At 67.9% G+C, this 14,339-nt stretch carries 16 protein-coding genes and 2 tRNA genes; 7 read left to right on the top strand and 11 right to left on the bottom strand.

From position 1 onward, the window contains the following. Window positions 1-22 precede the first annotated feature (22 nt). Window positions 23-490, top strand: coding sequence for a DUF3515 domain-containing protein (locus IM689_RS04515; RefSeq protein ID WP_193643073.1), 468 nt, complete (start codon window positions 23-25; stop codon window positions 488-490). 34 nt (window positions 491-524) lie between these two features. Here IM689_RS04515 and IM689_RS04510 read toward each other — a convergent pair whose 3' ends face one another. Beyond that, window positions 525-1,646 (bottom strand): D-alanine--D-alanine ligase family protein, encoded by a 1,122-nt coding sequence (locus IM689_RS04510; protein WP_193643072.1) that lies wholly within the window; start codon window positions 1,644-1,646, stop codon window positions 525-527. Between the two features lie 74 nt (window positions 1,647-1,720). On the opposite strand from IM689_RS04510, the gene IM689_RS04505 reads away from it, so the two are divergent. Further along, window positions 1,721-2,812, top strand: coding sequence for a trans-sulfuration enzyme family protein (locus IM689_RS04505; RefSeq protein WP_193643071.1), 1,092 nt, complete (start codon window positions 1,721-1,723; stop codon window positions 2,810-2,812). 19 nt (window positions 2,813-2,831) lie between these two features. Here the strand turns inward: IM689_RS04505 and IM689_RS04500 are convergent, their stop codons facing one another. Both IM689_RS04500 and IM689_RS04495 read right to left on the bottom strand, forming a co-directional pair. Continuing rightward, the gene (locus IM689_RS04500) at window positions 2,832-3,833 is read right to left on the bottom strand and encodes an NAD(P)H-dependent glycerol-3-phosphate dehydrogenase (RefSeq protein WP_187034566.1); all 1,002 of its coding nucleotides are present in this window, start codon (window positions 3,831-3,833) and stop codon (window positions 2,832-2,834) included. Next, a complete protein-coding gene (locus IM689_RS04495) occupies window positions 3,830-4,597 on the bottom strand; it encodes a lysophospholipid acyltransferase family protein (RefSeq protein ID WP_193643070.1) in 768 nt (255 codons plus the stop codon). The genes IM689_RS04500 and IM689_RS04495 overlap by 4 nt, the downstream gene beginning before the upstream one ends. A gap of 144 nt (window positions 4,598-4,741) precedes the next feature. On the opposite strand from IM689_RS04495, the gene IM689_RS04490 reads away from it, so the two are divergent. Together IM689_RS04490 and IM689_RS04485 are read left to right on the top strand one after the other, a co-directional pair. After that, window positions 4,742-5,344, top strand: a complete 603-nt coding sequence (locus tag IM689_RS04490) for a glycosyltransferase family protein (RefSeq protein WP_193643069.1) — start codon at window positions 4,742-4,744, stop codon at window positions 5,342-5,344. Next, on the top strand, window positions 5,341-5,568 hold the full coding sequence (locus IM689_RS04485) for a cold-shock protein (protein WP_118912768.1): 228 nt from the start codon (window positions 5,341-5,343) through the stop codon (window positions 5,566-5,568). Before IM689_RS04490 ends, IM689_RS04485 begins: the two co-directional genes overlap by 4 nt. Window positions 5,569-5,647: 79 nt before the next feature. Here IM689_RS04485 and IM689_RS04480 read toward each other — a convergent pair whose 3' ends face one another. The 3 genes from IM689_RS04480 to leuC form a co-directional block, all read right to left on the bottom strand. Continuing rightward, entirely contained in the window at window positions 5,648-5,974 is a 327-nt protein-coding gene (locus tag IM689_RS04480) for an HU family DNA-binding protein (protein ID WP_193643068.1), read from the bottom strand. A gap of 288 nt (window positions 5,975-6,262) precedes the next feature. Then, window positions 6,263-6,856, bottom strand: a complete 594-nt coding sequence (gene leuD, locus IM689_RS04475; protein ID WP_129664429.1) for a 3-isopropylmalate dehydratase small subunit — start codon at window positions 6,854-6,856, stop codon at window positions 6,263-6,265. Window positions 6,857-6,876: 20 nt separating this feature from the next. Then, window positions 6,877-8,268, bottom strand: a complete 1,392-nt coding sequence (gene leuC / locus IM689_RS04470) for a 3-isopropylmalate dehydratase large subunit (protein WP_047311946.1) — start codon at window positions 8,266-8,268, stop codon at window positions 6,877-6,879. 120 nt (window positions 8,269-8,388) lie between these two features. On the opposite strand from leuC, the gene IM689_RS04465 reads away from it, so the two are divergent. Further along, window positions 8,389-9,147 carry an IclR family transcriptional regulator gene (locus tag IM689_RS04465; protein ID WP_047311945.1) on the top strand — a complete coding sequence of 253 codons (759 nt, stop codon included), beginning with the start codon at window positions 8,389-8,391 and terminating at the stop codon, window positions 9,145-9,147. A gap of 146 nt (window positions 9,148-9,293) precedes the next feature. Here the strand turns inward: IM689_RS04465 and IM689_RS04460 are convergent. The 5 genes from IM689_RS04460 to clpS form a co-directional block, all read right to left on the bottom strand. Beyond that, window positions 9,294-9,366: transfer RNA gene (locus IM689_RS04460), tRNA-Glu, on the bottom strand. 122 nt (window positions 9,367-9,488) lie between these two features. Beyond that, window positions 9,489-9,560: transfer RNA gene (locus tag IM689_RS04455), tRNA-Gln, on the bottom strand. 171 nt (window positions 9,561-9,731) lie between these two features. Further along, entirely contained in the window at window positions 9,732-11,276 is a 1,545-nt protein-coding gene (gene gltX / locus IM689_RS04450) for a glutamate--tRNA ligase (protein WP_193643067.1), read from the bottom strand. 30 nt (window positions 11,277-11,306) lie between these two features. Continuing rightward, on the bottom strand, window positions 11,307-12,065 hold the full coding sequence (locus tag IM689_RS04445; RefSeq protein WP_193643066.1) for a DUF2017 family protein: 759 nt from the start codon (window positions 12,063-12,065) through the stop codon (window positions 11,307-11,309). Then, entirely contained in the window at window positions 12,065-12,376 is a 312-nt protein-coding gene (gene clpS, locus IM689_RS04440; protein ID WP_187034552.1) for an ATP-dependent Clp protease adapter ClpS, read from the bottom strand. Before clpS ends, IM689_RS04445 begins: the two co-directional genes overlap by 1 nt. Before the next feature lie 24 nt (window positions 12,377-12,400). Here clpS and IM689_RS04435 point away from each other — a divergent pair, with 24 nt between their 5' ends. Both IM689_RS04435 and IM689_RS04430 read left to right on the top strand, forming a co-directional pair. Beyond that, window positions 12,401-13,714 (top strand): nicotinate phosphoribosyltransferase, encoded by a 1,314-nt coding sequence (locus tag IM689_RS04435; RefSeq protein WP_193643065.1) that lies wholly within the window; start codon window positions 12,401-12,403, stop codon window positions 13,712-13,714. Beyond that, window positions 13,711-14,307: a nicotinamidase gene (locus IM689_RS04430; RefSeq protein WP_193643064.1), complete on the top strand. Its 597-nt coding sequence runs from the start codon at window positions 13,711-13,713 to the stop codon at window positions 14,305-14,307. Before IM689_RS04435 ends, IM689_RS04430 begins: the two co-directional genes overlap by 4 nt. Window positions 14,308-14,339: the final 32 nt, after the last annotated feature.

Raw genomic sequence — 14,339 nt, 5'->3', positions numbered from 1 at the left:
ACCGCCGGTAGCGTTGTCCACCATGACGACGCTCCGTTCCCTCAGCCTCTTCGTCGCCGGTTCGTCAGCCGTGTGGGCGCTCGCCGCGTGCTCGCTACCTCCGGTGGAGGCCAAGCCCGCGGATCGCGCGAACACCCCGCAGTGCAAGGCGGCCTCGAGCGCCTGGCCGGCGAAGGTGGCCGGTTTCGAGCCGTACCCCGTCACCACGCCGTCCGACGCGGTGCGCGCCTGGGGCGAACGGCCCGAGTCGTCCGTCATCGCGCGCTGTGGCCTCACACCTCCCGGACCCACCACGGAGACGTGCTTCGAGGCGAACGGCGTCGACTGGGTGCAGTCCGACCTGTCGGACGGGCGTCGCTACACCACCTACGGCCGAGAACCGGCCATCGAGGTGCTCGTGCCGAAGGAGTCGAAAGCCGATGCCTCCACGCTCGCGGCTTTCGCCCCCGCAGCGAAGAAGATCGTCCAGGGCGAGCGGCGCTGCTCCTAGGCGATCTTCTGCGGGTTTCGAGGCTCAGCCGACGTCAGCGCAGCCCCGTGCGGCGCTCGCGCGCCAACTCGATGAGGTCGGTGATGAGCTCGGTGTAGCCGAGACCACTGGCGTTCCACACCTGCGGGAACATCGAGACCGGCGTGAAGCCCGGCAGCGTGTTGATCTCGTTGAGGTACAGCGTGCCCTCGGGCGTGTAGAACCAGTCGACGCGCGCGAGACCCTCGCAACCGGCGGCGTCGAACGCTGTGATCGACAGTTCCTTGATGCGGGCGGCGTCGTCGGCCGGGACGTCGGCCGGGCACGACAGGCGCAGCCCGTCGTCGTTGAGGTACTTGGCCTCGAAGTCGTAGAAGTCGTGCGCGCCGATCTCCTCGATCTCACCGAGTTCAGACGCTCGCGGCAGGTCGCTGCCGTGGCCTTCGAGCACGCCGCACTCGACCTCGCGGCCGACGATGCCCGCCTCGACGACGACCTTCGGGTCGCTCTGGCGTGCCATCTCGATGGCCGCCTCAAGCTCGTCCGGGCCGTTCACCTTCGAGATTCCGACCGACGAGCCCGCACGCGCGGGCTTGACGAAGACCGGCCAACCCAGCGACGCGACGGCGTCCATGGCTGCGGCCTTGTCGCGGCGCCACTCCTTGTCGGTGATGACGGTGTACGGCCCGACCGGCAGACCGGCGGCCGCGAACACGACCTTCATCATGTGCTTGTCCATCATGACGGCCGACGCCGTCACGCCGGAGCCGACGTAGTGCAGGTCGGCCAGTTCGAGCAGCCCCTGCAGGGTGCCGTCCTCACCGAACGGGCCGTGCAGCAACGGCAGGACGACGTCGACCGAGGTGAGCGCCTCGGGGGTCTCGCCCGGCTCGAGCACGAGGATGTCGTGCTGCTCCGGCGACGGCGCGACGAGCACCTCCTTGCCGGAGCCGCTCTTCACCTCCGGAAGCTGCTTGTCCTTGATGGCGAGCGCCTCGACGTCGTCGGGCATGAGGACCCACTGACCGGTCTTCGTGATGCCGATCGGCACGACCTCGTAGCGGTCGCGATCGATCGCCGCGAGGACACCTGCGGCCGTGGCACACGAGATGGCGTGTTCGGAGGAGCGTCCACCGAAGACGACGGCGACGCGGGTACGGGTCTGGGAAGTGCTCATCGTCTGTCACTCTAGCCGTCCACATGCCGCAACCTGCGAACCTCGCACCGACGAGCCGTGCAAGGCTCGACGCCATGACAGGTGACCCTTCTCGACCCCTCGCACCTGCGACCCGCCTCGTCGGCTCGGGCCGTCCCCCACGCTCCCCCGGCGCCTCGGTGAGTCCCGAACTGGCGATGACGTCAACGTACGTCGCGGGCGGCGACGTCAACTACGCGCGCGTCGGCAACCCGACCTGGAGCGCCTTCGAGACGACGCTCGCAGCGCTCGAGGGTGACGACTCCACTCGCGCGCTCGCGTTCGCCAGCGGGATGGGCGCCATCAGCGCCACACTGTCCCTCCTGCCGCACGGCGGAACGGTGCTCGCGCCGCGCCACTTCTACAACGGCACCTCAGGGCTGCTCGAGACGTGGGTCGCAAGCGGTCGCGCTCGCCTCGTCCGCATCGATCTGTCCGACACCTCGGCCGTCGAACGAGCCCTGACGGACGGCGTCGACGTCGTGTGGATCGAGTCCCCCGCGAACCCGACGCTCGAGACCTGCGACGTCGCCGCCGTGACGAGGTGCGCGCACGCCGCGGGCGCTCTCGTCGTCGAGGACAACACGTTCAACACCCCGCTCGGCCGCCGTCCGCTCGACGACGGGGTCGACGTCGTCGTCCACTCGGTGACGAAGTACCTCGCCGGACACAGCGATGTCCTCCTCGGCGCGGCGGTGACGAACAATTCCTCACTCGCCGAACGACTGCTCACGGCGCGCACCCTCGGTGGCGCGATCCCCGGGCCGTCCGAGACGTGGCTCGCGCTGCGGGGCATGCGCACGCTCCATCTGCGCTGGGAGCGGGCCTGCGCGAACGCGGCCGAACTGGCCGCGCGCCTGGAGCAGCACCCGAACGTCGTCCGCGTCCGCTACCCCGGCACCGGAGCCATGATCGCCGTCGAGGTGGACGGCGGCCAGTCGGCAGCGAGCGCCGTCGAGGACGCCGTCGACGTGTGGCTGCCCGCAACGAGCCTGGGCGGCGTCGAGTCGATGCTGGAGCGCCGCCGTCGCCACGCCCTCGAGCCCGAGAGCGTGCCGGAGAACCTCCTGCGGCTCTCCGTCGGTGTCGAGGACGTCGACGACCTGTGGCGTGACCTCGACGCCGCCCTCACGGGATCCAGCGCCTGAGTCCGACCAACCTCGAGCCTCAGACGCGCTCGCTCTTGCGCGAACGCGACATGAGGGCGCGGACCATCTCGTCGGGCGTCCAACCCTCGTGGAGGATGGCGTGGACGCCTTCGACGATCGGCATGTCGACGTGGACGCTACGCGCCAGCTCGAGGATCGAGCGGCACGACTTGACGCCTTCGGCAGTCTGGTTGGTCGCGGCAGTGATCTCCTCAACCGTCTTGCCCTCCGACAGCGCGAGCCCGAACTGGTGGTTTCGCGACAGACGTGAGCTGCAGGTGGCCATCATGTCGCCCACGCCGGCGAGACCGAGGAACGTGTGCGGGTCGGCTCCCAGCGCGACACCGAGACGCGCCGTCTCGGCAAGTCCGCGGGTCAGCAGAGTGGCCGTCGAGTTCTCCCCCATACCCAGGCCGTGCGCCATGCCCACGCTCAGGGCGATGACGTTCTTCACCGCGCCGGCGATCTCGGTACCCACGACGTCGGCGTTGGTGTACGGCCGGAAGTACGGCGCCGCGCAGGCTTCCGCCACCTTCGAACGCACTCCGTGACGTGACGCGGCGACGACGGCCGCCGCGGGCTGCTTGTCGGCGACCTCCTTGGCCAGGTTCGGCCCCGAGACGACGACCACCCGGTCGGCGGGCACCTCCGCAACCTCTTCCATGACCTCGGTCATCCGCTTGAGGGTTCCGAGCTCGATGCCCTTCATCAGCGACACGAGCGGCGCGCCGTCCGGGAGGTGTTCGCGCCAACCCTCGAGGTTCTCGCGCAACGTCTGCGACGGCACCGCGAGAACGAGGATGTCGGAGCCGTCCATCGCCTCTGCGACATCACTCGTGACATGCACACGGTCGGGCAGGCGCAGGCTCGGCAGGTAGTCGTCATTGACGCGGGTCGTCTCGATGGCTTCGGCGAGTTCGGGGCGTCTGCTCCACATCGTGACGTCAGTGCCCGCGTCCGCCATCACCGCGGCGAACGCCGTTCCCCAACTTCCCGATCCCATGACCGTGGCCTTGGTCATCGTGCGCCTTCCGTTCGACTCGAGCGCGATCGCACGCGCGGGTTGTCCAGTGGTGTCGTCGTCGGGGACTCGCCCCGGATCTCGACGAGAAGCTCCGTGATGGCCGCCATGACCCGAGCTGTTGCCTCGGTGAGAACCTCGGCGTCGAGTGGCCGCGCTCGCAGGTCGTCGAGGTCGACGGGCGGCCCGGCACTCACCGTGACGTCGTGGCGGCGAACCACCGCGCTCGGCAGCGACTTCAGGGCGTTACGCGTTGGGGGCAGGATCCGCTCGGGACCCCACATGGCGACGGGCACCAGCGGACACCCGGTCGTCAGCGCAATGCGAGCGGCCCCTGACTTTCCGGCCATGGGCCACAGGTCGGGGTCGCGCGTGAGCGTTCCCTCGGGCAGGAGGCAGACGATCTTGCCCGACTCCACGGCGTCGACGGCAGCGGAGAAGCTGTCAGCGGCCCGCGCTGTGCCTCGGTGGACGGGGATCTGGCCGGCACGCTTGAGAAGCGGCCCCAGGACGGGCGTCGCGAAGACCTCGGCCTTGCCGAGAAAGTGCGGCAGACGCCCTGCGTGCAGGAGGAAACGACCCAGGACGAAGGGGTCGGAGTAGCTCAGGTGATTGCCCGCGATGACAGCCGGGCCGTGGTCGGGCACGTGCTCGGCACCGCGCCAGGTCTCCCGCAACCACGGCGAGATCCCGGGCGCGACGACACCCGTGATTAATCGCACGACACCGTTGCGTTCACTCTCGTCGAGCGAAACGTCGGACATGGGCACCTCCTGGCTCGTGCGCAACTCTAGCCGCGGGCCGGTCCGAGGGCGGGCCGGAGCTCCGAGTCGTCGGCCACCGACCGCAGAAACACACCGGACGGTCCTCCTGGGCATTCGTCCGCGAAATCTGCGAGCATTCAAACCGTGCAGAACCGATCGTCCACCTGGAGCATCGTCCTCGCGTTCAGCGACGGTCGAAGCCTCGCCGCGCCCCGCACCGTCGACCCCGTCGCGTGGGCTCGAGCGAGCGCCCTCGACACGATCGACGCCGTGAGCGCTGCCGTCGAACCTGCCAACATTCTCGTCCTCAGCGATGACGAGGCCGTGCGAACCGGCGCGACGGAAGCAGGGGCTCACGCACGCGAACAGGGCCGCGATCTCAACGCCGCACTGACTGCGGCGCTCGCCGACTGGGTCAGGTCCCATCCCGAACGCTCCGGCGCCGTGTTGCTCGGCCCGCTCCCTTACGCCGACGGCGACACGATCAGCGCTCTGCTGCGTGCTTGTGCCGCTACCGAGTCCGCAGTCGTGGTCTCCGACGACGGCGGCTCCGTCGCCATCAGCCACCACGACCCCGCACGGCTGGCTCCCCGTTTCGGTGGCTCGAGCGCCGGACGTCACCAACGCGTCGCCGTGAGTGTCGGATCGCACTTGACGGACGATCTCGCGCGCCACGTCGTCGAGGGTCGTGAACCCGTCGGCTCACGCACCGCAGCCCTCGAACGCTCGACGACGAAGGGAGCATGAGCATCGTGCAGGAACAGGCGAGCGTCCACCGCTTCGATCCCGAAACACTCACCGGCGAGGTCATCACCGACAACGGCCGGGTGCTGGCCTTCTCCACCGAGGCGTTCATGCGCAGCAGCCTGCGCACGCTCCGTGTCGGTCAACGCCTCAACGTCGACATGGGCCCCGACGGTATTCGCCGACTGTGGATCGATGGAATCGGCGCCGGACAAACCATCCGCTGACCTCGACCGGAGTACTGGGAGAACGAAAGAAGGACCCCGAGACCAAGCCGGTCTCGGGGTCCTTCTTCGCTGTCAACGCTCAGCGCGAGGCGCTGGCACGTCCACCCGCATTACCGGTACGCGGAAGCTTGTCCGGGTGCGCAGTGACGACCTTGAAATTGGTGCCGGGGGTGAACTTCGGCACGGCGGTGGCGTCGATGTGGACAGCCTCGCCCGTACGCGGATTGCGACCGGTGCGCGCGGCGCGATCGACGCGCTCGAACGTTCCGAACCCCGTGATGCCGACCTTGTTCCCCGCTGCGACCTCACGGATGATGACGTCGACGACTGCCTCGACAGCCTCCAGTGCCGCCCTCTTGCTCCCGAGTCGCTCCTCGAGACGGTCGACAAGATCTGCCTTGTTCATTCCTCCACCCTTCACTGGCGTGCATTGCCCCGCGAAACCTCGCAATGCGCAGATATAGATCAAATTACCCACAAGGGTGGAGCATCGTCCATCCGACGCGTGCTAATCGAACGCCGCTTCACGCGAGCGCGAAAGACCCGGACTGCCGCACCATCCGCGGTAGAAGGTGAAGAATCGCCGACATCGTTGAGTGTGAACGTGATTCGCGAACTGTGCAAGACCTCACACTCGATTTGCCGCGCAACTTCCTTGTCGTAGACCGCTACTACCGGGATTCTTCGATCTCACCTATCGGACGCTCGTCGTCGGCTTCCAGGCCGGACGCTGAGCTTCGAACCGCTCGATGTCGCCCTCGTGACGCAGGGTCAGCGAGATGTCGTCGAGGCCCTCCATGAGGCGCCAGCGGATGTAGTCGTCCACCTCGAACGGCACGACGAGTTCGCCTGCTGTGATGGTTCGCGACTCCAGATCGACCGAGATCTGAGCGCCCGGCTCGTTCTCGAGGTACTTCCAGAGCAGTTCGACATCCCCTTGCTCGACCTGGGCCGTGAGCAAGCCCGCCTTGCCCGAGTTGCCTCGGAAAATGTCGGCAAAGCGCGAACTGATGACGACCCGGAAGCCGTAGTCCATGAGTGCCCACACGGCGTGCTCACGCGAAGAGCCCGTACCGAAGTCGGGGCCCGCCACGAGAACGGACGCGTCGCGGAAAGCGTCCTGGTTGAGGACGAACGACTCGTCCTTGCGCCAGGCCGAGAACAGGCCGTCCTCGAAGCCCGTGCGCGTCACGCGCTTCAGGTACACGGCGGGGATGATCTGGTCGGTGTCGACGTTGCTCCGGCGCAGCGGGGCGCCGACGCCCGTGTGGTGGATGAATCGCTCCATGGCAGTTTCCTCCTCGGTGCTCACAGATCGCCGGGCTCGGCGAGGGTGCCCGCGACGGCGGTGGCGGCGGCGACCTGGGGGCTGACCAGGTGCGTACGACCGCCCTTCCCCTGACGCCCTTCGAAGTTGCGGTTCGAGGTCGACGCGCTGCGCTCCCCCGGCTGCAGTTGGTCGGGGTTCATCCCCAGACACATCGAGCAACCGGCCAGACGCCACTCGGCACCGGCCTCGGTGAAGACCTTGTCGAGCCCCTCGGCCTCGGCGTCGAGGCGCACTCGCGCGGAGCCGGGCACCACGAGCATCGTCACGGAGTCCGCCACCTTGCGGCCCTTGATGACCTCCGCGGCGGCGCGCAGATCCTCGATGCGGCCGTTCGTGCACGACCCGAGGAACACCGTGTCGACACTGATCTCCTTGAGCGGCTGCCCCGGCGTCAGGCCCATGTACTCGAGGGCGCTGGAGGCGGCGGCCTTCGCCGAGTCGTCACCGAACGACTCCGGGTCGGGAACGTTAGCCGAGAGCGGGAGGCCCTGACCGGGGTTGGTGCCCCACGTGACGTACGGCGACAGCGAGGCCGCGTCGATCGTCACCTCGGCGTCGAACTGCGCGTCGTCATCGGTGCGAAGCTTCTTCCACTCCTCGACGGCGGCGTCCCACTCCTCACCGGCCGGCGCGTACTCGCGGCCCTCGAGGTAGGCGAACGTCGTCTCGTCGGGAGCGATCATGCCTGCGCGGGCGCCGGCCTCGATCGACATGTTGCAGATCGTCATCCGCGCTTCCATCGACAGGCCCTCGATGGCCTCGCCGCGGTACTCGAGCACATAACCCTGGCCTCCCCCCGTGCCGATCTCGGCGATGACGGCGAGGATGATGTCCTTCGCGCTCACACCCTCGGGCAGCGCACCGTCGACGTTGATCGCCATCGTGCGGAACGGCTTGAGCGGAAGCGTCTGCGTGGCGAGCACGTGCTCGACCTCGCTCGTGCCGATGCCGAAGGCCAGGGCGCCGAACGCGCCGTGAGTGGAGGTGTGGCTGTCGCCGCACACGATCGTCGCGCCGGGCTGCGTCAGGCCGAGCTGCGGGCCGATGATGTGCACGATGCCCTGCTGGGCGTCACCCATCGGGAACAGGCGGACGCCGAACTCCTCACAGTTCTTGCGCAGCGTTTCGACCTGCGTGCGACTCACCGGGTCGGAGATGGGGCCCGGCGTCGTGGGGACGTTGTGGTCCTCCGTCGCGAGCGTCAGATCGGTGCGCCGCACGGCGCGTCCCGCGAGACGAAGGCCGTCGAACGCCTGCGGACTCGTCACCTCGTGAAGCAGGTGAAGATCGATGAAAAGCAGATCGGGTTCGCCTTCGGCGCTGCGCACGACGTGCTGCTGCCACACCTTCTCGGCCAGCGTTTTCCCCACGCGTCCTCCTTCGAATCACCGGGCCGTCCGACCCGCGAGACAAATGCCGTGGCTCAAGCGTTACGCTTTCTGCAGGCCTTTGAACTTGCGTCTCGCGTCATGAGACTGCAATATCAGAACATGGACAACTCTAGTGGAGTCGGCGTTCTCGACAAGGCTGCGATCGTGCTTTCGGCGCTCGAAGCCGGTCCGTCCACCCTGGCTCAGCTCGTGGCGGCCACCGGCCTGGCCCGCCCCACCGCTCACCGCCTGGCCGTGGCTCTCGAACACCACCGCCTCGTCGCACGCGACATGCAGGGTCGCTTCGTGCTCGGCCCGCGCCTCGTCGAACTCGCTTCCGCGGCGGGTGAGGATCGCCTCCTCGCCGCCGCCGGCCCGGTTCTCGGGGCTCTGCGTGACCACACGAACGAGAGTGCGCAGCTCTTCCGCCGTCAGGGCGACCAGCGCATCTGCGTCGCCGCCGCGGACCGCCCCATGGGTTTGCGCGACTCGATTCCCGTCGGCGCGACCCTGTCCATGCAGGCCGGTTCGGCAGCCCAGGTGCTTCTCGCGTGGGAGGAGCCCGACCGCCTGCACCGCGGCCTCCAGGGCTCGAAGTTCACCGCCACGATGCTCTCCGGCGTCCGCCGTCGCGGCTGGGCCCAGTCGGTGAGCGAGCGTGAGCAGGGCGTCGCGTCGGTCTCCGCGCCCGTTCGCTCCCCCAGCGGCCACGTCATCGCGGCCGTGTCGATCTCGGGCCCCGTGGAGCGCGTCTCCCGCCAGCCCGGCCGCCTGCACGCCGCCACGGTCGTCGCCGGCGCCAACAAGCTCACGGAGGTCTTGGCTCGCGCCGCCGCTCAGCAGACGAGCCAAGTCACGCCACCTGCTCCGCGCTCCTGAACCCAAGCCTGCAATAGGGCACGACAAAGGGCACCTTTCTCACGACAAATCATGAGAAAGGCGCCCTTTGTTAGCGCGAAGAAAGAATTGCACCTACAGACAAAGAATCCCCGTCACTTGCGTGACGAGGATTCTTTGTCTCAATGTAGCCCCGACGGGATTCGAACCCGCGCTACCGCCTTGAGAGGGCGGCGTGCTAGGCCACTACACAACGGGGCCATGACCTGCCTGCTGCCTTGCGGCTTTCAGCAGCGAGGAAAACTCTAACCGAAGTTGTCGATTTCCCGAAATCACTCGACGAGCGCGCGATCAAGATCGCCATTCTGCGCCAGTGATTTGCGCTGGGGTACCAGGACTCGAACCTAGAACAAATGAACCAGAATCATCCGTGTTGCCAATTACACCATACCCCAAGGGGGTTTCAGCGAACGCGCGCCCCGGCCTTGTGGGCCTCGGCCTTCGTTCCCCGAACCGAGTGATAACTTTACCGAACGTTGGCCCAGGCGCCAAATCGGCGCCCGGTGCCGCTCCCCCGCTCCGGCCCGACCCATCGAGGGGCGGGGCCGGAGCGGGCTACGGCAACGTCAGAGCGTGGCGCGCAGAGCCTTGAGGCGCTCCATCGTCGAGTGCTTGCCCAGGATCTCCATGGACTCGAACAGCGGCGGCGAGATGCGCTGACCGGAGACCGCCGTGCGCAACGGACCGAACGCGAACTTCGGCTTGATACCGAGCCCCTCGACGATCGCTTCACGCAGCGCCGCCTCGATGCGCTCGTGCATCCACTCGACGTCGCTTCCGTCGGGCTTGCCGAGCGAGCCGGAGATCGGCTCGAGCGCCTCGATGGCGGCGTCGATGACCTGCGGAGCCGTCTCCTTGAGCTGCGCGCGGGCGTCGTCCGCGATGGGAAGCTCGTCGTCCTTGCAGAAGAACGGCGCCACGAGGGCCGTGGCCTCCGACAGCAGGTTGATGCGTGTCTGGATCTGCTCGGCGACGAGGTTGAGACGCCCGAGCTCCGGCAGCGACGGCTGCTCCGACAGCACGCCGTCCTTGACGAGGAACGGCAACAGACGCGTCGCGAACTCGCGCGTCGGCAACTCGCGGATGTAGTGGCCGTTGAGCCAGTTGAGCTTGTCGAGGTTGAAGATCGGCCCGACGGTGTTGACCTTGCTCCACTCGAAGTTCTTGCTGAACTCCTCGAACGTGAAGACCTCGCGCTCCGAACCGTCCGTCTCTATGACGGGTGGGTAGCCCAGCAGGGCGAGGAAGTTGAGCAGAGCTTCGGGGAGGTAGCCCTGCTCCTTGAACCACGTCAGGCGTGCCCAGGGGCTCTTGCGCTTGGAGATCTTCGCCTTCTTCTCGTCGCGCAGCAGCGGCATGTGCGCGAACTTCGGCGGCTCCAGGCCGAGGCCCTGGTAGAGCAGGATGTGCTTCGGCGTGGAACTGATCCACTCCTCGCCGCGCACGACGTGGGTGATGGCCATCTCGTGGTCGTCGACGACGACGGCGAGGTGGTAGGTCGGGAAGCCGTCTGCCTTGAGGATGACCTGGTCGTCCGGGCGGGGAGCCTTGACCTCCCCGCGGATGAGGTCGGTGAAGGTGAGCGGGGCGTCGTCCGGCACGAACATGCGCACGACGGGGTTGTCGCTGAATCCCGGCTCCTTGGAACGCTCTTCGCGCGTCTTGCCGTAGCAAATGCGGTCGTATCCGGTGGGCAGCTTCTGCTTCTGCTGGAACTCGCGCATCTCCGCCAGGCGCTCGCTCGTGCAGTAGCAGTAGTACGCCTTACCCTCGTCGAGAAGCTTCTGGACGTACGGCTTGTACGTGTCGAGGCGCTCACTCTGACGGTAGGGCGCATACGGGCCGCCCTTGTCCGGGCCCTCGTCCCACGTCAGGCCGAGCCATTCGAGTGTGTCGAAGATCTGCTGCTCGGAGTCGGCCTGGAAACGGGCGCGGTCGGTATCCTCGATGCGCAGGACGAACTTGCCGCCCTGCTGGCGCGCGAACGCCAGGTCGAACATCGCCATGTAGGCGGTGCCGACGTGCGGATCTCCGGTCGGGGACGGGGCGACGCGGAGGCGGACCTCGTCGGGCGTCGCGGGCTCGATGGTTGCAGCAGTCTTCTCGCTCATGATGCTCCCATCGTAGTGGTCGCCCCGGAGTCAGGCCCTGCGCATGACCGCCAGGGTCAGCGATTCCGACATCCACGTGAGGAAGTCGTAGTACGCGGCGAGGAGATCCTCGGGCGAGTTCGGTGCGTCCTCACGCTCCACCTGGCGCGACAGCGCCTCGGCGTCCTCATCGGTACGCAGGCCGAGGCGTTCGGCGAGTACCAGCCGGACGTCGGTCAGAGCCATCATCATGGCGCGCGCCGACGCTTCGTCGAGGACGACCTCACGGGAACCGTCACTCAACCCGTCCTGCAGGTTGTCGTCGCTCCCCTCTCGTTTCCCGGCATCGTCCCGCTCATCCCGGGCGGCCGGGTCGTTCGCGCGCTCGTAGACGTCGTCGGCGATAGCTGCGGCCTGCTCCTCGTCGACGAAACCCTCCTCGAGGGCGCGCATCGCGATGTCGAGGTTGCGCAGCTTCCCGTCGCGCAGTGTCGATTCGGTGAGACGGCGAAACTCCGATGCCGCAGCGTCGTCGTCCTTGACGCCGTCGGGCAGCAGTCGACGTAGGGCCGGGTCCTGCGGCGCCTCCCGCTCGGCCATCGAACGGCTGAGGGCTGCGAAGAGGTCGTCGTGGGTGTCGCCGTCACTCGGCGCGCCCTTCTCGTCCGTCTCCCCCGCGTCCTCGCTGCCATCCGACAGGAGCACACTCGTCTGGTACATGAGCTCGATGACGAGCGATCGCTCCACGTCCTCGAGGAAACCGATGATGCGAGCGCCGTCGTCCGGGTCGCGGGTGAACGCCTGAGCCATCAGCCCTCCTGCTGGTAGGTCGCCCACAGGCTGTAGCCGTGCATGGCGATCGTGTCGGCCTCCATCCGCTCGCGCGAACCCTTGCTCACGACGGCGCGGCCCTCGGTGTGAACCTGCATCATGAGCCGCTCGGCCTCGGCCTCGGAGTAGCCGAAGTAATCCTGGAAGACGAAGCTGACGTAACTCATGAGGTTGACGGGGTCGTTCCACACGAGCGTGACCCAGGCGCGTTCACCGCTCTCGTGCGGCGCACTACGGGTCAGCTGCTCGGTCAGCTCGTCGAAATCGATGTCAGGGGGCGCGATCGACACGCCCTCCACTCTAGAGTTCTTCACGTGACTTCCAACATCTCGCCCTCGACGGCCCTGTTGACCGACCACTACGAGCTCACTATGCTCCAGGCGGCGCTGCGTTCCGGCGCGGCCGAGCGCCGCAGCGTCTTCGAGGTCTTCGCTCGCAGGCTGCCCGACGGCCGCCGGTACGGTGTCGTGGCCGGAACAGGGCGCTTCCTCGAGGCCCTCAAGAACTTCCGATTCAGCGACGCGGAGATCGACGACCTGCGCGAGCGGGACGTCGTCGACGAGGCCACGCTCGAATGGCTCGCCGACTACCGCTTCTCGGGTGACATCTACGGCTACCTCGAAGGCGAGTGCTACTTCCCCGGGTCGCCCCTTCTCGTCGTGGAGTCGACGTTCGCCGAGGGTGTCCTGCTCGAGACCCTCGCCCTGTCGATCCTCAACCACGACTCAGCCGTTGCCGCAGCGGCCTCCCGCATGACGTCGGCCGCTGCGGGCCGTCCCTGCATCGAGATGGGCTCGCGCCGCACCCACGAGGAGGCCGCCGTTGCCGCAGCACGTGCGGCCTACGTGGCGGGCTTCTCGACGTCGTCGAACCTCGAGGCGGGCCGCCGCTTCGGTGTGCCGACGGCGGGCACCTCCGCCCACGCCTTCACCCTGCTGCACGACGACGAGCGTGAGGCGTTCACCGCGCAGGTCGAGGCGCTCGGCAAGGGCACCACGCTGCTCGTCGACACCTATGACGTGACGAACGCCGTGAACATCGCCGTCGAGGTTGCCGGGACGGAGCTCGGTGGCGTCCGCCTCGACTCGGGCGACCTGCTCGTCCAGGCGCGCGAGGTGCGGGCCCAGCTCGACTCACTCGGCGCGAAGAACACGAAGATCGTCGTGACGAGCGACCTCGACGAGTACGCGATCGCCGCCCTGGCAGCCGGCCCGGTCGACGCTTACGGCGTGGGCACCTCGCTGGTCACCGGCTCCGGCGCCCCGACGGCCGGCATGGTCTACAAACTGGTCCAGCACTCGGACGACAACGGCGAGATGATCGACGTCGCGAAGAAGAGCAAGGACAAGATCTCCGTCGGCGGGCGCAAGTGGGCACTTCGTCGCCGCAACACCGAAGGGGTGGCCGAGGCCGAGATCATCGGCATCGGCACGAAGCCTCAGGACGACGGCGACGACCGCGAGATGCTCGTGCAGCTCGTCCAGGGCGGCGAGGTCATCGTTGCCACCGACGCGAAGACAGCCCGCGAGACCCACGAGCGCTCCCGCGCGGAACTGCCCGCCGCGGCGCACCAGATGTCGCGTGGCGAAGCCGTCATCCCGACGCGTTACGAGGGGCGAGGCGTATGAGCGACACCGGCCGCGCCCTCGTCGTCGTCGACGTGCAGAACGACTTCTGCGAAGGCGGCTCTCTGGCCGTGGCCGGCGGCGCCGGTGTGGCGGAGGCGATCGCGGATTACGTGGCGCTCTCGTCCTACGACACGCTCGTCGCCACGCAGGACTGGCACGTCGACCCGGGCTCTCACTGGAGCGAGACACCCGACTACCGCGACACCTGGCCCGTGCACTGCGAGGTCGGCACGCCCGGCGCCGAACTGCACCCCGCGCTCGAACCGGTCGAGGATCGCTTCGACGCTCGCTTCCGCAAGGGCCAGTTCGAGGCTGCCTACTCCGGTTTCGAGGGCCACGACGACCTCGACGGCAAGGGCCAGGGCCTGACCACGTGGTTGCGGGGCGCAGGCGTGGGTGAGGTCGACATCGTCGGCATCGCCACGGATCACTGCGTGCGCGCAACCGCGCTCGACGCCGCGCGCGAAGGTTTTCGCACCCGCGTCCTGCTCGGGATGACGGCGGGCGTCGCGCAGGAGACCACCCACGCCGCGCTCGAGGAGTTGCGCACGGCCGGCGTCGAACTGGTCGGCACACCCGTGGTCAACGGCTGACCGTCGGAACATTGACGAAGGGCGGCTTCCCT

Source organism: Dermacoccus barathri, from assembly GCF_015070805.1.
GTDB classification, from domain to species: Bacteria; Actinomycetota; Actinomycetes; order Actinomycetales; family Dermatophilaceae; genus Dermacoccus; species Dermacoccus abyssi.
Note: the sequence above shows the minus strand (reverse complement) of the source record. Positions and strands in the feature narration are given on the sequence as shown.